The organism is Pseudoalteromonas translucida KMM 520 (assembly GCF_001465295.1).
Taxonomy (GTDB): Bacteria; Pseudomonadota; Gammaproteobacteria; order Enterobacterales; family Alteromonadaceae; genus Pseudoalteromonas; species Pseudoalteromonas translucida.
This window is the reverse complement of record NZ_CP011034.1, coordinates 165,143-181,940: the sequence shown is the minus strand read 5'-3', so window position 1 is coordinate 181,940 and position 16,798 is coordinate 165,143. Positions and strand designations below refer to the sequence as shown.

The 16,798-nt window shown below is 40.2% G+C and carries 16 protein-coding genes; 12 read left to right on the top strand and 4 right to left on the bottom strand.

The features are described 5' to 3' along the window. The first annotated feature begins 109 nt into the window (after positions 1-109). On the top strand, positions 110-838 hold the full coding sequence (locus tag PTRA_RS00870; RefSeq protein ID WP_058372332.1) for a spermidine synthase: 729 nt from the start codon (positions 110-112) through the stop codon (positions 836-838). Here the strand turns inward: PTRA_RS00870 and dtd are convergent. Further along, complete coding sequence (gene dtd / locus PTRA_RS00865) at positions 822-1,259, bottom strand: D-aminoacyl-tRNA deacylase (RefSeq protein WP_058372331.1); 438 nt, start codon at positions 1,257-1,259, stop codon at positions 822-824. The two genes, PTRA_RS00870 and dtd, sit on opposite strands and share 17 nt — an antisense overlap. A gap of 1 nt (position 1,260) precedes the next feature. After that, positions 1,261-2,163: a virulence factor BrkB family protein gene (locus PTRA_RS00860; RefSeq protein WP_058374482.1), complete on the bottom strand. Its 903-nt coding sequence runs from the start codon at positions 2,161-2,163 to the stop codon at positions 1,261-1,263. An 87-nt stretch (positions 2,164-2,250) separates the two neighbouring features. On the opposite strand from PTRA_RS00860, the gene PTRA_RS00855 reads away from it, so the two are divergent. Next, a complete protein-coding gene (locus tag PTRA_RS00855; protein ID WP_058372330.1) occupies positions 2,251-2,907 on the top strand; it encodes a DUF2959 domain-containing protein in 657 nt (218 codons plus the stop codon). A 92-nt stretch (positions 2,908-2,999) separates the two neighbouring features. Further along, positions 3,000-4,079: an MBL fold metallo-hydrolase gene (locus tag PTRA_RS00850; RefSeq protein ID WP_058374481.1), complete on the top strand. Its 1,080-nt coding sequence runs from the start codon at positions 3,000-3,002 to the stop codon at positions 4,077-4,079. Between the two features lie 337 nt (positions 4,080-4,416). On the opposite strand, the gene typA is transcribed toward PTRA_RS00850, so the two are convergent. Beyond that, positions 4,417-6,240, bottom strand: a complete 1,824-nt coding sequence (gene typA / locus PTRA_RS00845) for a translational GTPase TypA (RefSeq protein ID WP_058372329.1) — start codon at positions 6,238-6,240, stop codon at positions 4,417-4,419. A gap of 509 nt (positions 6,241-6,749) precedes the next feature. On the opposite strand from typA, the gene glnA reads away from it, so the two are divergent. From glnA to PTRA_RS00800, 9 genes are all read left to right on the top strand, one after another. Further along, positions 6,750-8,156 (top strand): glutamate--ammonia ligase, encoded by a 1,407-nt coding sequence (glnA, locus tag PTRA_RS00840; protein WP_058372328.1) that lies wholly within the window; start codon positions 6,750-6,752, stop codon positions 8,154-8,156. 115 nt (positions 8,157-8,271) lie between these two features. Continuing rightward, positions 8,272-8,793, top strand: a complete 522-nt coding sequence (locus PTRA_RS00835) for a DUF4124 domain-containing protein (RefSeq protein WP_099046594.1) — start codon at positions 8,272-8,274, stop codon at positions 8,791-8,793. Positions 8,794-8,885: 92 nt separating this feature from the next. Then, entirely contained in the window at positions 8,886-9,956 is a 1,071-nt protein-coding gene (gene glnL / locus PTRA_RS00830) for a nitrogen regulation protein NR(II) (RefSeq protein ID WP_058372326.1), read from the top strand. A gap of 15 nt (positions 9,957-9,971) precedes the next feature. After that, entirely contained in the window at positions 9,972-11,357 is a 1,386-nt protein-coding gene (gene ntrC, locus PTRA_RS00825; protein ID WP_058372325.1) for a nitrogen regulation protein NR(I), read from the top strand. Between the two features lie 29 nt (positions 11,358-11,386). Continuing rightward, positions 11,387-11,845, top strand: a complete 459-nt coding sequence (locus PTRA_RS00820; protein WP_011326881.1) for a Crp/Fnr family transcriptional regulator — start codon at positions 11,387-11,389, stop codon at positions 11,843-11,845. A gap of 79 nt (positions 11,846-11,924) precedes the next feature. Continuing rightward, entirely contained in the window at positions 11,925-12,308 is a 384-nt protein-coding gene (locus PTRA_RS00815) for an RNA-binding S4 domain-containing protein (protein WP_058372324.1), read from the top strand. A 107-nt stretch (positions 12,309-12,415) separates the two neighbouring features. Further along, a complete protein-coding gene (locus PTRA_RS00810; RefSeq protein ID WP_058372323.1) occupies positions 12,416-12,850 on the top strand; it encodes a hypothetical protein in 435 nt (144 codons plus the stop codon). Positions 12,851-13,034: 184 nt separating this feature from the next. Further along, positions 13,035-15,779 (top strand): aconitate hydratase AcnA, encoded by a 2,745-nt coding sequence (gene acnA, locus PTRA_RS00805; protein ID WP_058372322.1) that lies wholly within the window; start codon positions 13,035-13,037, stop codon positions 15,777-15,779. 141 nt (positions 15,780-15,920) lie between these two features. Next, entirely contained in the window at positions 15,921-16,172 is a 252-nt protein-coding gene (locus PTRA_RS00800; protein ID WP_058374480.1) for a hypothetical protein, read from the top strand. Here the strand turns inward: PTRA_RS00800 and PTRA_RS00795 are convergent, their stop codons facing one another. Then, positions 16,173-16,676, bottom strand: coding sequence for a DUF4124 domain-containing protein (locus PTRA_RS00795; protein WP_058372321.1), 504 nt, complete (start codon positions 16,674-16,676; stop codon positions 16,173-16,175). Positions 16,677-16,798: the final 122 nt, after the last annotated feature.

The window sequence follows — 16,798 nt, the reverse complement described above, 5'->3', positions numbered from 1 at the left end:
AAATACCATACTCCATCTAAAAAAAACTGCCAATACGACTTTGGTGATGGCAAATGCAAAGTGTAAAAAATTAATGACAAAAGCCATTGCGCTTTAGCTATGCTAGTTTATGCTGAGCAACATGAGCGAATACATAAACCCTGTAAATGGCCTGATTAATAGCTATTTTATTGAAAACAGCCACAGTGTTGGCCAGTTACTTTATTGGCATAAATATGGGGGCGATCACATTCAAGTACGCCAACATCAGCAACTGCGTTGGCTGCTAATAAATGACACTCTGCAATCTGTGGTAACGCAGCAGCAACCAAGCAATTTATTACTGCCACACTTACAGTGCTTAGCACAGCATTGGCACACATTAAGTACTCCTAAAAAAGTACTCGAGCTGGGGCTTGGCGGCGGAGCAATTCGTAATTATTTGCTGCACCAATATCCACACGCAAAAATCACCTCAGCTGAAATAAATGCAGATATAATTAGTTGTTATAAAAAGTTTTTTACTACGCAGCAAGTGCCTAGTAATAATACACAGCGGTTACTTTGTGAGGATGCCCAGCAAGTACTGGGTCGCGCCCGCAACATAGATTGGATTATTTTAGATTTATTTAGCCAAATAGACGCGCCACGATTTTTATTCGCACCCGCTTTTTATCAAAAAATACACGCAGCCCTTAACAACAACGGCACGCTATTTATTAATTTTTTATCGCAACATGAGTCGCAATTAAAACAGTTACAGCAAGTATTACTTAATGTATTTGGTTATAAAGTTAGCCCGCAAAAAGTAGCAGGCTATATAAATCATATCGTGGTGATCACTAAACAGCTAAATTAAAGGTTACTGGCCCATCGTTACACAAGCTCACTTGCATATCGGCACCAAACTCACCGGTAGCAACCGTTAAATTAAGCGCCTTGGCTTGCGCTACAAAGTACTCGTATAACTCATTAGCTTGGCTTGGGGTTGCCGCCGATGAAAAGCTAGGTCGCATGCCCTTTTTAGTATTTGCCGCCAAAGTAAACTGCGACACCACCAATAGCTCACCAGCAATATCTTTTAGACTTAAGTTCATTTTGTCATTTTCGTCAGTAAAAATGCGGTAATTACTAATCTTATGCAGTAACTTATCGGCCGCTTGCTCGTCATCTTGTTTTTCAACGCCCAACAGCACTAAAATTCCTTGGCCAATTTCGCCAACTACTTGGTTATTAATTTCTACTTTGGCATGTTTTACACGTTGTATTAAACCTTGCATTTTATAGCGTATCCTTTGTATTTGGTTGCTCGTCTAGCTCTATTTCGGGCGTGTCTTCAATATTTTCAGGGCTAATACACGCCGTAAGCTCAGCGCCTAACAACACCACTATCCACGACAAATATATCCACACAAACAAAATAGGAATGGTAGCAACTGCACCATAAATAACTTCATAAGATGGAAAGTGGCTAATATAAAGCGCAAAACCTTTTTTAGTTAACTCAAACAACATGGCAGCAAATAGTGCCCCAGGTATCGCCGCTTTAAACGACACTCGAGTGTTGGGCACCAAGGTGTAGAGCATAATAAAACCCACCATCGAAATGCCGTACGGCAATAACTTTAATAAAAAGCCACTAAACCCCGGAATTCCCTGATCAGCAAACGACACCAGCGATACAATATACGAAGTAACAGCAATACTGCCGCCTAAAAATACGGGTCCTAAACTGAGTACCATCCAATAAACGGCAAACGAAATCATCATTGGACGCTTTTTCTTAATTCGCCAAATACGGTTAAGCGTGGCATCAACATTACGAATAAGTAACAAGGCAATAGCAGCTAAAAAGCCAATACCCACTGCGGTCATTTGATTTGCATTGCCCGCAAACGAGCTAATATGCTCTTTAATAACATCTGACGAGGTAGGCACAAAGTTAGTAAATAAAAAGCTTTCAATTGCTAACCGAGTTGATTCAAACCCCGGAAAAGCCGAAAATATCGCCACACCTACGGCAATCAATGGCACCAAAGACAGCAAAGTTACATAAGCTAAATAGCCCGCATTAACGGTTATTTGGTCATCAATACAGCGGTTAATATATTGCATCCACCAGCCGGGTTGCTGCCGCAAAAAAGATCCAACTTGCTGTTTATAATAAGAGAGCTTATCGTTCATAACATTGACTTGTGCTAATATAATTTTGACCATAATAACAATCAGCACCATAATTTACAGCATTAACACACGTAAATAGGAAACCAAATGAAAAAACAAACATTACTGAGTGTTACCGTACTTGCACTTGTACTAACATTATCGGGTTGCCAGTCGGCTTATTACTCGGCCATGGAAAAAGTAGGCGTACACAAGCGCGATATTCTTATTGACCGCGTAGAAGAAACCAAAGATTCGCAACAAGAGTCTCAAGAAGAGTTTAAGTCAGCGCTTGAGCGCTTAACTACACTTATTGATTTTAATGGTGGCGAACTGCAAGACACCTATAATCAGTTAAACGATGACTATGAGTCGAGCTTAAAAGCCGCTAACGAAGTGTCAACTAACATCAATAAAGTAGAAGACGTAGCAGAAGCCTTATTTGATGAGTGGAGCGATGAGCTAGAGCAGTACAAAAGCGCATCACTTAAGCGTGAAAGCAGTAAAAAGCTAGCCGCGACTAAGCGTCAATTTGATCAGCTATTACGCTCAATGCGCAGCGCAGAGAGCAAAATGGAGCCGGTATTAACATCGCTTCATGATAACGTTTTATACTTAAAACATAACTTAAACGCACAAGCGGTATCGGCTATTAAAGGTGAGTTCACTAACCTTAAACGCGATATACAATTGCTAATGAACGACATGAATAAATCGATTGCCGACTCAAATAAATTTATTGAACAAATGAATAGTGCCGGTTAATTAGTTGATATTATATTTAAATTTGCCTGCATTATTGCAGGCTTTTTTATGGCTGCATGGCTGCTTTAGCACTATTTAAAACGGATTTAATTATGAAAAACATTGCCCTTATAATCTTTATAAGCTGTTTTTTATCAGCGTGTAGTACGCCTAATCAGGTGCAAAAAATAGCTGACAAAAACTCAGTTATTGCCGTTAACAACCAAACAGGCCGTTACCATAATTTATATCCAGGCAAAAAGGTTTACCCAACCACCTGCGAGCAAAATTGCTACCCGCCACATCCAGACTTGATTTGCGAAACACCCAGCAGCAACTGCCAGTATCAAGGGAAGCAAATTAAGCCGCAGCTCAATACTGGTTATACGGTTCGTTGGTTAGGGCATGCCAGCTTTGTGGTCAGCACACCTAATGGGCAAAATGTATTATTTGATCCGGTTAGTGAGCAGTTTGATTCACCGGTTGATTTAGGCTTTAAGCTTGCCGGTGGGTTTTATCGCAAACCCGGAGCATGGCCAAATAAGCAAACACTTGAAAACATTAACGCCGTTATGTATTCGCATATTCATTACGATCACTTTAATAAAGCAGATATTAAAAAACTGGGGAATCAACCACGTTATTTAGCCCCCCTAGGCATGGCAGATAACTTCCCAATGGGTGGCTTTAATATTACTGAAATGGCGTGGTATGCAAAAACCAGCATTGAGGACTTAACCATACACGCAGTGCCTGCGCATCACTTTAGTAATCGGGTGCTTATCCCTTATATTTACGAAGATGATAATAAAGATTCTTGGAATGGCTGGCTGCTTGAACAAAATGGCAGCACCTTATTTTTTGCCGGCGATACTGGCTATTCACAACATTTTAAAGACATACAACAAAAATACGGTGATATAGATCTATGCCTAATGCCAATTGCCTCTTATTACCATAAAACCAACGCTAAAGGGTATCGCTACGTTCATACCACGCCAGAGGATGCCCTTAATGCAGCCACAGAGCTTAATTGCAAAGTAATGATACCATGGGGATATGGCAACTCAAGCTGGCAAATGGGGGATCACAGCAGCCACTCAGCACTATCGCGCTTACTGCATATGTATAAACAAATGAATGCACCAATACCGCTGTATATTTTAAATGAAGGCGAAACAATTAAACTTTAAGTAATGTACGTAGGTTGGGTTGAGCGCAGCGAAACCCAACGAAAAAATACCCTACCAACAAACACTAGTACTTCGCATTATCGGCTGTTTTCAGCTCTCCCTTTTACTTTTTATTCTCATTCTGCGACAAAAGATCTTTAAGTGAATTATTCACAAAGAGGTTAAGAGGCGCTGCGCTTTTAGAGGAGAAAAACTCAATGTAGTGCACAGCACCGCGGTGATGATAATTTCTTTAACCTACCCTCTTTAATCTGTTTTTAGCTAACCCACAAACACAAAAAAGCCGCTGTATTTTACAATACAGCGGCTTTTAAAATCATTATTCTAAATTAATAGATTATGACTTAGGTGCACGACCCGCACGTTTACGTTCGTTTTCTGTAAGATGACGCTTACGAATACGAATGTTTAGTGGCGTTACTTCAACTAACTCATCTTCATCAATAAACTCAAGCGCTTGCTCAAGTGAATAGTTTAAAGGTGGAGAAAGCGTTTGCGCTTCATCTGTACCAGATGCACGTACGTTAGTTAACTGCTTACCTTTAAGGGCGTTAACTGTAAGGTCGTTATCACGGTTATGAATACCGATAACCATACCTTCGTAAACTTCAACACCGTGACCGATGAATAAACGGCCGCGCTCTTGTAAATTAAACAATGCGTTAGTCAGTGCTTTACCTGTAGCATTTGCAATGATTACGCCGTTTTTACGAACACCGATTGAACCGCCTTTATGAGGACCGTAATGATCGAACGTATGGTACATAAGACCAGAACCCGAAGTAAGCGTCATGAAATCAGTTTGGAAACCAATTAAGCCACGGCTTGGGATAATAAAGTCTAAACGCATACGGCCTTTGCCATCTGGAGACATGTTAGTAAGCTCACCTTTACGTAGGCCAACTTGCTCCATTACAGAACCCTGATGCTCTTCTTGACAGTCAATTGTTACTGTTTCAAACGGTTCTTCTAATACACCGTCAACAGTACGCAAAATTACCTCTGGACGAGATACTGCAAGCTCGTAACCTTCACGACGCATGTTTTCGATTAAGATACCTAGGTGTAACTCACCACGGCCAGAAACACGGAAGCTATCTGGGCTAGCTGTATCTTCAACGCGAAGTGCTACGTTGTGTACTAATTCTTTGTCTAAACGCTCACGAATATTACGTGACGTTACAAACTTACCTTCTTTACCACAAAAAGGTGAGTTATTTACAGAGAATGTCATTGTTACTGTTGGCTCATCAACACTTAGTGGTGGTAATGCTTCAACGTTAGTAGGACAACAAACAGTGTCTGAAATCTTAAGCTCGCCAATACCGGTTACAGTAACGATGTTACCTGCATAACCACGGTCAGTTTCGATACGCTCAAGGCCTAAGTAGCTTTGTACTGTACCAATTTTACCGTTACGTTTAGTACCATCAGCACTAATAATAGTTACTTGTTGGTTTGGAGCAACAGAACCACGCTTGATACGACCAACACCAATTACACCCACGTATGAGTTGTAATCAAGTTGAGAAATCTGCATTTGGAAGTCACCTTCAGGATCTGCATCTGGTGGTGATACTTCGTCAACGATCATTTGGAACATGGCATCCATGTTATCAGATGGCTCGTCTAAATCTAATGTTGCCCAGCCGTTGATTGCTGATGCATAGATTACTTTAAAATCTAACTGCTCGTCAGTGGCGCCTAAGTTATCGAATAAATCAAAGATTTGATCCATAACCCAATCAGGACGTGCACTTGGCTTGTCGATTTTGTTAATTACTACGATTGGCTTTAAACCTTGCGCAAATGCCTTTTGCGTAACAAAACGCGTTTGTGGCATTGGGCCTTCTTGAGCGTCAACAATTAGTAATACTGAGTCAGCCATTGAAAGTACGCGTTCCACTTCACCACCGAAATCGGCGTGTCCTGGAGTATCTACGATATTAATGTGGTAGCCGTTCCATGAAATAGCGGTGTTTTTCGCTAAAATGGTAATACCACGCTCTCTTTCTATATCGTTTGAATCCATCACGCGCTCTTCATTACCGCCGCGTGTTTCTAATGTGCCTGAAAACTCAAGCAGTTTGTCAACCAGTGTAGTTTTACCGTGGTCAACGTGGGCGATAATTGCTATATTTCTTATCTTTTCGATACTCATTAATATTCACTCAGAGAAATTGAATCTCATTGATCCTGCAGGGGCTTACGCACTCACCTGCGTTTTCACGAGATGTCCCAGCATAGGATTTAAAAGGGCGCATATTATCCCTTATAAATGGAATGGATGAAAGTTTATCCAAAATAAATTTGCAAACTTTCTGGTTTTTTTATTTAACCTACTGTTTTAAATTAACTAATTATAAAAATAAAATTTTTAATATTTTTATAAAAACCTCCACTTTAATGACTTTATTGCTATTTTGGTCAGTCTTTTGTATTTACTTTATGTTAGTCTATCACGATTAAATAGCGAGCAACTTTTTACTCTGTAACTGTTGCACTATATTGAAGCATTTACGCACCAAAATGGTGCGCATTAGTAACCGCCGTTATTACTTTTGTATTTTTTATGTTTATAAACATTAAGTTACAATAGTGGCACAAAATCAGCTTATAAAACACAAAGCATTTAAGCAGCAATAATAAAACCTTATAGTTGGAGGACACATGTCGCAATCGGTTTTAGATTTTATTAAAGAAAATGACGTTAAGTTCATTGATTTACGCTTTACTGATACCAAAGGTAAAGAGCAGCATATTTCAATTCCTCATCATCAAATTGATGAAGACTTTTTTGAAGATGGTAAAATGTTCGATGGTTCTTCAATTGCTGGCTGGAAAGGCATAAACGAATCAGACATGGTGTTAATGCCTGTTGCTGAATCAGCTAAGCTTGACCCATTCACTGAAGAAGCCACATTAATTATACGTTGTGACGTAGTAGAGCCTTCTACATTACAAGGTTACGAGCGCGATCCTCGCTCTGTAGCAAAGCGTGCTGAAGAATATATGCGCTCTACGGGTATTGCTGATACGGTTTTATTTGGCCCAGAGCCAGAGTTCTTCGTATTTGATGACGTAAAATATAAAACAGACATGTCTGGCTCTATGTACAAAATCGATTCTAAGCAAGCTGCTTGGAACTCAGATAAAGAATACGCAGACGGCAATACAGGTCATCGCCCTGGCGTTAAAGGCGGTTACTTCCCAGTTGCTCCTGTTGATGACTTTCAAGATTGGCGCTCTGCTACTTGTCTAGTATTAGAAGAAATGGGACAAGTTGTTGAAGCGCATCATCACGAAGTAGCAACTGCAGGGCAAAACGAAATTGCTACGCGCTTTAATACTATGGTAATTAAAGCCGATGAAATTCAAGAAATGAAGTATGTTATTCATAACATGGCTCATTTATACGGCAAAACAGCCACTTTTATGCCTAAACCTATTGTTGGCGATAACGGCTCTGGTATGCATTGTCATCAGTCGTTAGCTAAAGACGGTGTTAACTTATTTGCAGGTGATAAGTACGGCGGTCTTTCTGAAGATGCGCTTTATTACATTGGCGGTATTATTAAACATGCTAAAGCAATTAATGCGTTTGCTAACGCCTCTACTAACTCGTACAAACGTTTAGTACCAGGTTACGAAGCACCAGTAATGCTTGCATACTCTGCACGTAACCGTTCGGCATCAATTCGTATTCCGGTAGTACCATCGGCCAAAGGTCGTCGTATTGAAGTACGCTTCCCTGATGCAACGGCTAACCCGTATCTTGCTTTTGCTGCCATGCTTATGGCTGGCCTTGATGGAATTAAAAATAAAATCCATCCTGGTGATGCAATGGATAAAGATTTATACGACCTACCGGCAGAAGAAGCTGCAGAAATTCCAACCGTTGCCTCTTCATTAGAAGAAGCATTGGCATGTCTTGATGCTGACCGTGAGTTTTTAAATCAAGGTGATGTGTTCTCTAATGATTTAATTGATGCTTACATTAAACTTAAGAGTCAAGAAGTTGAAAAACTTAACATGACAACGCACCCAATTGAGTTTGAAATGTATTACAGCTGTTAATTTTAATTAACAGTTACAAAATATATATTTAAGCCCGCATTGCGGGCTTTTTTAATGGTAAATTAGTACTTTCTCCACTAAAGTAAAGTTAATGTTAAAAATGCAGGGTTGCAGAGTGAGTAGCAAGATTTTATTACTACTAATTACTTCATTATTAAGTGTTTGTAGTTACGCTGGTGAAAAAAAAATTTACGCATGGAAAGATAAAAATGGCGTACTGGTGTTTTCAGATACCCCTCATATTGGCGCCAAAGAGATAAAACTCACCAGCCAAGATTTAACCATGCCTGCAACAAATACTGATATTTTAAATAGCCAAACTAAAGTGCAACCAGTTGCATTTAGTATTGGTATTGCATCGCCTGAGCACAAACAAACTATTCGTGAAAATACCGGCTCTGTGTATGTATCTGCTCGCATTACCCCCCGCTTTGAAAACGACTTTACAATACAGCTATTGCTTGATGGTAAAGCCTATGGCGCAGCAAGTGATACCTCAACCTTTGCTTTAAGAGATGTAGAGCGTGGTGAGCACACTCTGCAAGTTAAGCTGTACAACAAACAAAACCAAGTTATTGCGATAAGCCCATTAAGTGTGTTTTTTATGCACAGAAAAGGCTTAAGCTTAGGTAATTAACTCCCTCCTAATTCACATTAAAAATAGCAATTGCAGTGCAATTTCATTAAATTACTTGCCTGAAAATACAGGCGCACTAAAATGGTGCAACTATGCTTAATAACACACACTTTAGCCCTGAGCTACTCAATGCCATATGGCAAAATCAAACCACCGCCGTGATGCTTTTAAACGAAAGCTTTACGCTTATTTACGCCAATACCAGTACCAGCGAGCTGCTTGGTTTAGGCACTAAGCGTTTATTAGGGCAATCTTTTGATGATTTATTTAACTACCATTCAATCGATTTAAAACGCATAGCGCAATACTCTTTAATTGATGGCGTAGATTGCCACCAGCATAGGGCTGACGTGGTATTTGTTGATTCTCGCCATGCTAAATTAGCGGTCAGTTCAAAACAGATAAAATACCAAGGTGCGCTTTATATTTTATTAGAATGTCGGCAAACCGATGATGAAATTAAATTCGATCAAGCATCAAACCAAATGCATCAATACCAAGCCGCACGTAATTTAATTCGTGGTTTAGCACACGAAATTAAAAACCCTTTAGGGGGAATTCGCGGAGCGGCGCAGTTATTGCAGTACGAGGTAGACCAGCAAGAAAGAAATGAATGTGCCGAGCTTATTATTGAGCAAGCCGACCGACTGCGTGAGTTAGTAGATAGACTACTTGGGCCTAACCAATTACCGCAAAAGTCTTATGGCAATATACATCAAACTTTAGAGTCGGTGATCAAATTAAGTACCCTAGATAATAGTGACAATATTCGCTTGGTAAAAGATTACGACCCGAGTATTCCCGATGTCTATATTGACCAAAGTAAAGTGCAACAAGTGGTACTTAATATTGTGCGTAATGCCCAGCAGGCATTAGTTAATGGTGGGGAAATAAAAATTAAAACCCGAATTAACTATCAGCACCGTAGGCCCGGTAAGGCACCAAAAAAAGCCTTGTTAATTCAAGTGCTCGATAATGGCCCAGGGATTGATATTAGTGTACGCGATACTTTGTTTTATCCGATGATCACCAATAAAGATGGCGGCTCTGGATTGGGACTTTCTATAGCGCAAACATTAATTGATCAACACAATGGTTATATTGAGTGCGATAGCTGGCCTGGTCACACCGAATTTAATATTTATCTGCCTCTTGCAGATTAACGCCTTGGAGTACGCATGAAAACAGTTTGGCTTGTAGATGACGATGCCTCTATTCGTTTTGTATTAGAAAAAGCGCTTACTCGCGCAGGTTTTACAGTACAAAGCTTTGCTGAAGCACAAAGTGTGCTTAATGCATTAAAATTTAGCCAACCGAGCGTGCTGATCTCCGATGTAAGAATGCCCGGAATGGACGGCATGGCACTGCTGGAGCTAATAGCAGAGCAAGTGCCCGGCTTACCGGTTATTATTATTACCGCGCATTCAGATCTCGATTCCGCCGTAAATGCTTTTCAAAAAGGGGCTTTTGAATATTTAGCCAAACCTTTTGATTTAAACGAAGCGGTTGCCCTAGTTGAAAGCGCCTATAGAGCTAATTCTACAAAAAAAGTTAAACGTAAACTCACGCCCCCTAAAAGCGCACATATAATTGGCGAAGCACCTGCTATGCAAGAAGTGTTTAGGGCCATAGGTAAGCTTGCAGCTTCAAGCATGAGTGTACTTATTAATGGTGAGTCAGGAACAGGTAAAGAGCTTGTTGCCAGCGCCCTGCACAACCATAGCCCGCGTAAAGAAAACCAATTTATTGCGCTAAATATGGCCGCAATTCCTAAAGAACTGGTTGAGTCAGAATTATTCGGCCATGAAAAAGGGGCTTTTACTGGTGCAGATAGCGTGCGAAAAGGCCGCTTTGAACAAGCCAATGGCGGCACCCTATTTTTAGATGAAATTGGCGATATGCCCCTCGACGTACAAACTCGATTACTGCGGGTATTATCTGATGGAGAGTTTTACCGTGTTGGCGGGCATAAAAGCATAAAAGTAGATGTGCGTATTATTGCTGCAACCCATCAAAACCTTGAAGAGCTAGTAAAACAAGGCAAGTTTAGGGATGATTTATTTCATCGCTTAAATGTAGTGCGCCTGCGCTTACCTGCCCTTCGAGAACGTACCGAAGACATTGAGCGTCTAGCACTGCACTTTTTACATAAAAGCGCTAAAGATCTGCAAGTAGAAAGCAAAATTCTTAGCCTGAAAGCAATTGAGCAGCTACGCTTGTTCAGTTGGCCCGGTAACGTACGCCAATTAGAAAACACCTGCCGTTGGCTTACGGTTATGGCTCCTGGCGAGCTTGTTAGCGAGCAAGACTTGCCACCTGAAATTATTAATGCCTCACTAACTCAAGAAGAAGGCGATTGGTTAGATGCCTTCCAGTTATGGCTTAATCAGGAACTTAAACAAGGTAAGGAAAATATTTGGCCTAATATTCAAGCGCAACTCGAAACCCGCTTAATAAAAGCAGCACTCGCCAATTGCGCAGGCCACAAACAAGAAGCCGCTATAAAAATAGGCTGGGGACGCAATACATTGACCCGTAAATTAAAAGAGCGCAACATTAATTAGTTTTGCGCGTAATAACTCTTAGGTAATTAATGAAGTTAATAGAGAACATTCCGCTATTTAAACAGATGGAAATTATCAACCGTTTAGGATTTTTTAAAGAATTTAGCCTTAACGAGCGCCAAATACTTTTAGAGTCGTTTGGTTTATTGTATTTAGTGCGCGAAAATTCATTTTTATTTAAACAGCACGACAACGATAAGCGCCTATTTATAGTACTTAGCGGTGCATTAATAGTGTTTAAGCACAACCATTTATTAGAGCTCGGTACTATACGCCCCGGGGAGTTTATAGGTGAAGGCGCTTTTATTAATAACCGTGCACGCAGCATTAGCGCACGCGCTAAAACAGATGCAATTGTGCTTGCTATTACTTCTGATGCACTTACTCGCTTACCCAATGTAATACGCGAAAAAATTAAAGATCGAATAATAGAAGGTATGAGCTTACGTATTGCCAAGTTGAGCGAACACATAGAAAACCATGGTTAGATTTGTATACGCACTTTGATGCAAAAATAGTGACTTCACTTTATACTAGCGTTAATGCGTTACCCCACCGAGAGCAAACATGAACGAAGAATATATAGAAATTGAATTAGAAGAAGAGCCGATTGAGCTGTGTAAATTATTAAAAGTACTAAATTTAGTGGAAGGCGGCGGCCAAGCAAAAAACTTAATTGCTGAAGGTTATGTGGGTGTTAACCATGAAATTTGTACAATTAAACGGAAAAAACTATACAGTGGCGACATACTAGAGTTTGATGGCGAGCTTTTTCAACTAGCGTTAAGTGAAGATGCAACACCGGCAGAACGACCTGCCGAGCAGCCGCAATCAGAGCCAAACCAAGCAGCACCGCAACCGGTGAGTCAGCCTGCAAAAAATAAACGTAAGCGCACTAAAAAACCTAAAGTAGATGAAAAAACCGGTCGTCGCCCTATTTCATTCGGTTAAATTATAGTCTTTTTTTGATTTTTATTTATAAAACGAGCCAACTTGTATAGTTGGCTTTTTTGATCTTTAATTACCTCACTAACTATAACAAAAAGTAAGGTAATTAAATGCTTGCACATCCCCCTCCTAAGTGGTTAAAACCACTCGCATGGGTAGCGCTTATATGGAACTTATGTGGCGTTATTGCCTTTGCACTACAAATGCTGATGACACCTGAAGTAATTAGCAAAATGCCTATAGATCAGCAAGCTGCATATTCTAACATCCCCGCTTGGTCAACCATTGCATTTTCTATTGCAGTATTTGGCGGCACGCTTGGCAGTGTTTTATTACTCGCTAAAAAGTCATTTGCACTGCCCGTATTTACCGTGTCGTTAATGGCTATTTTAATCCAACAGTATTACAACTTTATTGTTATTAACAGCGTTGAAATAATGGGGTCTAGCGCGGTATTTATGCCACTGCTGGTGGTAGTAATTGCCATATTACTACTTTACGTTAGCTTTAAGGGCAAACAGCAAGGCTGGTTGTATGCAAATTAAAAATATCTTTTGGGTAAGTCTAGCTGGCTCTCTTGAATTAAAAACTTTCAGCATCATCTCTATTGTAACGGCTGTTTAAAAATCACACTTTAAACACTGTTTTTATCTTGGTATACACTTTGCAATTCACAAACTATAAAAGGTCACTCTACATAGCACTTATCTAATAACAAAGGGGCAAATAATGAATAATAGTTTCAAAACCCAACAGCAACTTACCGTTAATGGTGAGCAGTTTCATATTCACTCTCTTAAAGGTCTTGGCGACAAAGCCAAACGCTTACCTTTTTCTTTAAAAATACTACTCGAAAACCTACTTCGTAACGAAGACGGCGAAAACATTAAAGAACAAGACATTCAAGCCCTATTAGATTGGGACCCTCAAGCTAAACCCTCTGCTGAAGTAGCGTTTACGCCTGCCCGTGTTGTGATGCAAGACTTTACCGGTGTACCTGCTATTGTCGATTTAGCGGCAATGCGCGATGCAATGGAAAAATTAGGCGGCGATCCTGCAAAAATTAACCCGCTTTCTCCTGCTGAACTTGTTATTGACCACTCTGTGCAAGTAGATGGTTATGGTAATGAAGGTGCGTTTGACTTAAACGCCAAGCTTGAATATGACCGTAATAAAGAGCGTTATGAATTTTTACGTTGGGGCCAAACCGCCTTCGATAACTTAAAAGTTGTGCCTCCGGCAACCGGCATTGTGCACCAAGTAAATTTAGAGTACTTAGCCCGTGTTGTTTTTAACGATGAACGCAATGGCCAAAAATATGCGTATCCAGACACCTTAGTGGGTACCGATTCGCACACCACTATGATTAACGGCTTAGGCGTACTTGGTTGGGGCGTAGGCGGTATTGAAGCCGAAGCCGCCATGCTTGGCCAACCTATTAGTTTATTAATACCTCAGGTTGTAGGGGTTAAATTAAACGGCCGTTTACCAGAGGGCACCACAGCTACCGACTTAGTACTTACCGTTACCGAAATGCTACGTAACCATGGTGTAGTAGGTAAATTTGTAGAGTTTTATGGTGATGGCCTTGCCGACTTACCACTTGCCGATAGAGCAACAATTGCCAACATGGCGCCAGAATATGGTGCTACATGTGGTATTTTCCCGATTGATGACGAAACCATTAACTATCTGCGTTTAACCAACCGCGATGAAAAACAGCTTAAACTTATTGAAGATTATGCTAAGCATCAAGGCTTATGGCGCAACGATGGCGATGAAGCTAATTACACCGATAAACTTGAACTGATATTAGATGACGTAGTACCAAGCCTTGCTGGCCCTAAACGCCCACAAGATAGAATATCGCTTGATAAAGCGGGTGAAGCAATTAGCCAACATTTAAAAGAGTTTCAAGAAGAGCGTTTAGCAAAAATTAGCAGCAGTGATACACAGCAAGCGCGTATCGAAAGCGAAGGCCCTGCAACTAACCCTGACGAGTCAAGCAATGAAGCACCGTTTATAGGGGCAGCCAAAGTAAACTTTAAGGGCCAAGAGTTTGAACTAAACGATGGTGCCTGTGTTATTGCCGCAATTACTAGTTGTACAAATACCTCTAACCCCAGTGTTATTTTAGCGGCTGGTTTAGTTGCTAAAAAAGCCAAGCAATTAGGGATTAATGTAAAACCTTGGGTTAAAACATCGCTTGCTCCTGGCTCTAAGGTCGTTACTGACTACTTAGAAAAAGCAGGGCTAATGGACGATTTAGAAAGCCTAGGCTTTAACTTAGTTGGCTATGGTTGTACCACGTGTATTGGTAACTCAGGCCCACTAGCTCCTGAAATTTCAGATGCTATTCAAAAGCACAAACTGGTTGTGAGCTCTATTTTATCGGGTAACCGTAACTTTGAAGGGCGTATTCACCAAGATGTAAAAATGAACTTTTTAGCATCTCCTCCGCTTGTTGTAGCTTACGCCATTGCAGGCAGAACCGATATTGACCTATATAACGAACCACTGGCACAAGATGCTAACGGTAACGATATTTACCTTAAAAACATTTGGCCAAGTGTTAAAGAAGTAAGCGATTTAGTTAAGGAAACGGTAACCAGAGAAATGTTCGAAAAAAGTTATGCTAACGTATACGAAGGTGATAGCCGTTGGCAAAAAATTCAAATACCTGACGGTAAACTTTACGATTGGGATGATGCATCAACCTATATTAAAAAAGCACCCTTTTTTGATGGTATGAGTATTGAGCCTCCGGGTATTCCAACCATTACCGGTGCACGTTGTTTAGCAAAACTAGGTGACTCGGTTACTACGGATCATATTTCGCCAGCCGGTGCGATTAAAGCAGACTCACCAGCAGGGTTATATTTACAAGATAACAAAGTAGGACAAGCGCAGTTTAACTCCTATGGTTCGCGTCGTGGTAACCACGAAGTAATGATGCGCGGTACATTTGCTAATATTAGGCTTAAAAACCTACTTGCACCTGGTACTGAAGGCGGTGTTACCCGCACGCAACCTGATGATGAGCTTGCCAGTATTTATGATGCAGCCATGGAATATCAAAAGAACGATACGCCCTTGGTTATTTTAGCTGGTAAAGAATATGGTACCGGCTCATCTCGCGACTGGGCAGCTAAAGGCTCGCTACTGTTAGGTGTTAAAGCCGTAATAGCACAAAGCTATGAGCGTATTCATCGCTCTAACCTTATTGGTATGGGAGTTTTACCGCTACAGTTTAAAGATGGCGAAAGCCATGAGTCGCTAGGTTTAACCGGCCAAGAGCAGTTTGATATTGAAGGTTTGCTTGATAAAACCAAAGAAGTAAGCGTTATTGCAACTAATAGTGAAGGTAAAAAAGTAAGCTTTAGTGCCGATGTACGTATTGATACGCCAAAAGAGTGGGATTACTACAAACACGGTGGCATTTTACAGTATGTACTTCGTAATATGCTCGATTAACTAATAGCAGCTTAAACTTACGCCTAAAATTTAATCATAGCCTAACAATTTTGTTAGGCTTTTTTATGCGCGTCAGTTGCGATGAATCAAGGTAATGCTTTAAAAACACTCTACACTAGTATGACTGTTAGTGAGGGCGTTATGTCACAAATTATAATTATTAGGCTACTTAAAATATCAATTGTACTTGGGTTATGCCTAATTGTGACTGGTCATGCGTTAATTGTATCAAGCTACTTTACTCGCCAGCATGGTATTAGCGGCATAATTACAGCGGCAGCTTGCATTGCTATTGGCGTATTATTATCGTTACCCACTAAAATTTATTTAACTATTTTACTTATGGAAGCAGAAAAACGTTATTTAAAAGCGCATAGCCATAAACCCAAATAATTAAAAACTGTTTAAATCATTTAATTGTTTAGTACGTTGCTCTAATTTTTGTTTTGCTTTTTCAGCGTCATCAAACACCTTTTTAATTGATACTGGATCATAAACTGTAGGTGTAGCTGAAGTGCTACTTATTGCTGAGGATTTAGAACTGCCCGATAAAATAGCCGTATCTTGGGCAACTACCACGTTAATATCTTTAGGATCTAGTTTTACTTCAACACTTTTCCCATTAGGGTGAGGTGTATCTGAAAAGTGCCACTGGCCTTGCTGATCTTGCCACTTAAATATTTTACTGCGGGTTGTTGAGGATGTATTCGACACGCTATTAACGGCTTGCTCAAACGTGTTACTGGTAAACGAGATTATTTTATCTTTAATTTGCTGAGATTGGTTGCTCACAACAGATGTACTAAGCCATGTTTCTCCGTTTGGCTTTTTTAAATAAAACAGAGAAATAACAGCAATAATCATTACTGACACTGCTAAATAGGTAAAGTATTTCATAGCCTTCCTGCTTAAAATTAATCCTTTATTCGGCCAAGTCTAATAAAAAGTAATCAATCAGGCAATCCTTTTGTGTAAGTAAAAAACGCAGCCAAGGCTGCGTTTTATTAAATATTGAGCGA

Coding starts and splice junctions, on each gene's coding strand:
- PTRA_RS00810 (WP_058372323.1), top strand. CDS start 12,416: ATGCTTGCACATCCCCCTCCTAAGTGGTTAAAACCACTCGCATGGGTA.
- glnA (WP_058372328.1), top strand. CDS start 6,750: ATGTCGCAATCGGTTTTAGATTTTATTAAAGAAAATGACGTTAAGTTC.
- PTRA_RS00860 (WP_058374482.1), bottom strand. CDS start 2,163: ATGAACGATAAGCTCTCTTATTATAAACAGCAAGTTGGATCTTTTTTG.
- PTRA_RS00850 (WP_058374481.1), top strand. CDS start 3,000: ATGAAAAACATTGCCCTTATAATCTTTATAAGCTGTTTTTTATCAGCG.
- PTRA_RS00800 (WP_058374480.1), top strand. CDS start 15,921: ATGTCACAAATTATAATTATTAGGCTACTTAAAATATCAATTGTACTT.
- PTRA_RS00870 (WP_058372332.1), top strand. CDS start 110: ATGCTGAGCAACATGAGCGAATACATAAACCCTGTAAATGGCCTGATT.
- PTRA_RS00820 (WP_011326881.1), top strand. CDS start 11,387: ATGAAGTTAATAGAGAACATTCCGCTATTTAAACAGATGGAAATTATC.
- typA (WP_058372329.1), bottom strand. CDS start 6,240: ATGAGTATCGAAAAGATAAGAAATATAGCAATTATCGCCCACGTTGAC.
- acnA (WP_058372322.1), top strand. CDS start 13,035: ATGAATAATAGTTTCAAAACCCAACAGCAACTTACCGTTAATGGTGAG.
- PTRA_RS00855 (WP_058372330.1), top strand. CDS start 2,251: ATGAAAAAACAAACATTACTGAGTGTTACCGTACTTGCACTTGTACTA.
- glnL (WP_058372326.1), top strand. CDS start 8,886: ATGCTTAATAACACACACTTTAGCCCTGAGCTACTCAATGCCATATGG.
- PTRA_RS00795 (WP_058372321.1), bottom strand. CDS start 16,676: ATGAAATACTTTACCTATTTAGCAGTGTCAGTAATGATTATTGCTGTT.
- PTRA_RS00815 (WP_058372324.1), top strand. CDS start 11,925: ATGAACGAAGAATATATAGAAATTGAATTAGAAGAAGAGCCGATTGAG.
- ntrC (WP_058372325.1), top strand. CDS start 9,972: ATGAAAACAGTTTGGCTTGTAGATGACGATGCCTCTATTCGTTTTGTA.
- dtd (WP_058372331.1), bottom strand. CDS start 1,259: ATGCAAGGTTTAATACAACGTGTAAAACATGCCAAAGTAGAAATTAAT.